Origin of the sequence: Arthrobacter sp. 2YAF22_2, assembly GCF_052114645.1 — a bacterium.
GTDB lineage: Bacteria > Actinomycetota > Actinomycetes > Actinomycetales > Micrococcaceae > Arthrobacter.
The window spans coordinates 1-2,359 of sequence record NZ_JBFRFD010000533.1 but is presented as its reverse complement, the minus strand read 5'-3'; the positions used below and the strand labels follow the sequence as shown (position 1 = coordinate 2,359).

At 69.4% G+C, this 2,359-nt stretch carries 3 protein-coding genes; 1 reads left to right on the top strand and 2 read right to left on the bottom strand.

From position 1 onward, the window contains the following. Positions 1 to 656: alpha/beta hydrolase family protein (locus tag AB4Y86_RS16950; protein WP_441403332.1), on the top strand; the 656-nt coding region annotated here is incomplete at its 5' end. On the opposite strand, the gene AB4Y86_RS16945 is transcribed toward AB4Y86_RS16950, so the two are convergent. Together AB4Y86_RS16945 and AB4Y86_RS16940 are read right to left on the bottom strand one after the other, a co-directional pair. After that, entirely contained in the window at positions 619 to 1,782 is a 1,164-nt protein-coding gene (locus AB4Y86_RS16945; RefSeq protein WP_441403334.1) for a YihY/virulence factor BrkB family protein, read from the bottom strand. The two genes, AB4Y86_RS16950 and AB4Y86_RS16945, sit on opposite strands and share 38 nt — an antisense overlap. Continuing rightward, entirely contained in the window at positions 1,727 to 2,275 is a 549-nt protein-coding gene (locus AB4Y86_RS16940) for a 2'-5' RNA ligase family protein (protein WP_441403333.1), read from the bottom strand. Before AB4Y86_RS16940 ends, AB4Y86_RS16945 begins: the two co-directional genes overlap by 56 nt. Positions 2,276 to 2,359 lie beyond the last annotated feature (84 nt).

Below are 2,359 nucleotides of genomic sequence, written 5' to 3'. Positions count from 1 at the left end.
GTTTCACGCTCGGCAAGGACAGCCCCGCGGCGTCCCGGATGTGCAAGGCGCTGGCGGACAACGGGGTGGGCATGCTCCGCTTCGACAATCTCGGCCTCGGCGAGTCCGCGGGGCTCTGGTCCGAGGGCTCCTTCAGCCACAAGGTGGCGGACACGGTCAGGGCGGCCGGGTTCATGCGCGGCTCCGGCAGGCCTGTCTCGCTGCTCGTGGGGCACTCCTTCGGCGGCGCCGCGGTGCTGGCCGCGGCCCGCAGCATCCCGGAGCTCGACGCCGTTGCGACGGTGGGCGCCCCGTTCTCACCCAAGCACGTGGCCCACGTCTTTGACGCCGCGCTGGACCGGATCCTGAGCGAGGGCAGCGCCGAGGTGGATCTGGGCGGTAAACGCGTGGAGATCCGCCGGCACTTCGTCGAAGACCTCGAAAACGCGGACCTGACCGACTGTATCCGGCAGCTGCACAAACCATTGATGGTGCTGCACTCCCCCACCGACAACACGGTGGGCATCGACAACGCCAGCAGCATCTTCCAGACGGCGCGGCATCCCCGCAGCTTCGTCTCGCTGGAGGGCTCCGACCATCTGCTCACGGGCAAGGGCCAAGCCGCCCGCGCTGCGAAGATTATTTCGGCGTGGGCCGATCAGTACCTCGACGCCTGAACACCGCGGCGCTCGGGCGGTGGCGCGCGTGCGGTGCGGTCGGAGTTTTCCCCGGCTGCACCTGCCTCGCTCCCCAGCCGGCGGGCGTGGCAGACGGCGCGGTCTTGAGGTCTTCCTCGCGGACCGCCGACCACGCTGCGGAGACGAGGTAGACCTGGCTGACCAGGTTGAACCAGATGAGCAGGCCGATGATGATGGCGAACGGCGCCAGAAGCGGATTCCGGCCGGCGCTGGCGAGGAGTTCGGTGCTGAAGATCTGCAGCACGCTGGTGCCCACGGCGGCCAAGATGGTGCCTTCCAGCAGGGCCCGCCGCTGCAGTTTCAGGCCGCCGGCGAGCCGGAACATGACCACCGCGGTGACCCAGCCGAGGACCAGCGGCACGCCGATCTTGATGGAGGTGGTCAGCGGGCCGGCCACCAGCGGATCGAGCTTGAGTTGTTCGGCCACCCAGCCGGCTGCGGTGCCGAACACCAGCGAGGCGCCGGCGCTGATCACCAGCGCGACGCCGAGCAGCAGCAGGGTGCCGACGTCGTGCAGTTTCAGCAGGATCGGGTTGATCTTCAGCGGTCCGAGCCGCAGCACGCCCCGCAGTCCGTCGCGCAGCCCGGCGATCCACCCCAGCGAGGTTATGACGGTCACGGCGGCGGCGATCACGGCGGTCCAGCCCAGGCCGGTGGGGTTCAGCAGGTCCTGCGGGTTCACCAGCCCTTCCCGGCCGTCGACCTTGAGTAGGCCCGGGGCGCTGGTGGCCACGCTGGCGACGACTTTGTCCAGCAGCGCGGGCTGGTCGCGCAGCAGGAGTCCCGCGATCGAAAAGCCGGTGGCCAGCAGGCCCGTGATGGAGAAGAACATGTTGAAGCCGATGCCGGCGCTCATCAGCGGGCCGTGCTGCAGGTTGTAGTGTTGGAAGGCCCGCATCGGGCGGAACGCGTTGAGCCGGGCAAGCAGCCACTGGACCAATGCGAGCGGCGCTGCCAGGCCGCCGCCGGCGCGGCGCGCCTTGCCCCAGGCAACCCGCTTCCGGATGACCTCCAGCCGCAGCCGGGCCAGCTCGGTGGGAAGCGGAGGATCAGCGGGCGCCTGCTGCGCCGGCCGCGCCTCGGTGTTCGTCAGGTTCGGTACCAAAGTCAAGCTCTTCCCGTAGCTGCCAAATGCCGTTGTCGTCGTGCTCGTAGAGTCCCATGCTAGCCACCGGGAAGCTGGCCCTGTAGCTCTTCAGCGCCGTTTCGGCCTCGTCGAGGCTTTCGGGGGCCACGTCGTGGGCGATCGTGACGTGGGGATGGTAGGCGAACGGCAGTTCCCGTTCCAGCGGACCGGTTTGCAGCCGGCGGTGCAGGCTGACGCACTCACCGAAGCCCGCTTCGACGTTCAGGAAGACCACCGGCGAAACCGGCCTGAAGGACCCGGTGCCCGCGATCGTCACGGTGAACGGCTCCTGCTGGCGTGCCACTTCACGGACGTGGCTACGGGTGGCCTCCCAGTCCTGCGTCATGGTGGTGGTGACAAGCGTGATGTGCGCCGGCACGGTCGCTGCCATCGGGTCCCCGAAGGAGGCCCGCCAGCGCTGCAGCTCCTCCGCGAGCTCCGCGGGGAAGCCCAGGATGACACCGATGCTGATGCCCTCGTCCGGGGCCTGCCCGTTGCCGGCCGCCGCACTACGGTGGGGTGCTGCGGCTGTACCCTTGCGCGCGCTGTGGTGGGC